Source organism: Limnohabitans sp. 2KL-17 (genome assembly GCF_003063415.1).
Taxonomy (GTDB): domain Bacteria; phylum Pseudomonadota; class Gammaproteobacteria; order Burkholderiales; family Burkholderiaceae_C; genus Limnohabitans_A.
The window spans coordinates 1-761 of sequence record NZ_NESK01000098.1 but is presented as its reverse complement, the minus strand read 5'-3'; the positions used below and the strand labels follow the sequence as shown (position 1 = coordinate 761).

At 59.3% G+C, this 761-nt stretch carries 1 protein-coding gene; it reads right to left on the bottom strand.

Going from position 1 to position 761, the window contains the following annotated elements; genetic code table 11:
- Positions 1-761 (bottom strand): hypothetical protein (locus B9Z45_RS17160; RefSeq protein WP_158270456.1); only part of this gene is annotated, 761 nt, incomplete at both ends.

The window sequence follows — 761 nt, the reverse complement described above, 5'->3', positions numbered from 1 at the left end:
TGCCAGACGCGATGGTGATGGTGTACTGGCTACGGCTGCCTGTGTACAGCGCTGTGTTGGTCCCGCCCTGCCCATTGATGGTGTCGTTGCCGGTACCGCCCGCCATTTTGTCATTGGCACTGGTGCCCAACAGGGTGTCGTTGATGGGGGTGTCTGTCGCTCCCGTAGAGCCGCTGATGTAGCCCGTGTCGGTCTCGAACACGATGGCACGGTCAACGACCAGGTCCTCACCGAGGGACGCTACCGATGTGGCATCCAAAATCCTGACCGATGTGGAGGTCGATGTGGCTACGAACTTGATGCTGTACACCCTGCCTGTGTTGGTGTGGTTGGCGGTGCCGGATTCGTCTGGACCACACGTAAAGGTATCGCTTGACAGTTCACCCCCCCCCAAGTTGCTCCCCGCGAATGCCGTCAGGGTGAGCGCAGAATTCGTGGAATTCAACTCGACGCCATAAGCATTCACCTGGAAGGTGTACGTCTTGCCCACCTCCGTGACGATGTTCTGGTAAATGTAGCCACCCGTCGCAGAGCCGGCGCTGTTAAAGCTCGGAGCGTTGTCACCGTCTGTGCCTCGGAAAGAAGCCGTCTCCCATGTTGGTGCTGGTGAACTGGCGCCCGAAGACACCGTCCAACCAGACGAAGTGGCCAAGCTGCCGTTGGTCAGCAAATTGGTGATGGTGGGCAGCTGAGCCGCATTGACGCTGTTGGCGCTCACTTTGATGTCGCTGTTCACCAGGACCTGGGCGGCGGCCACAAAG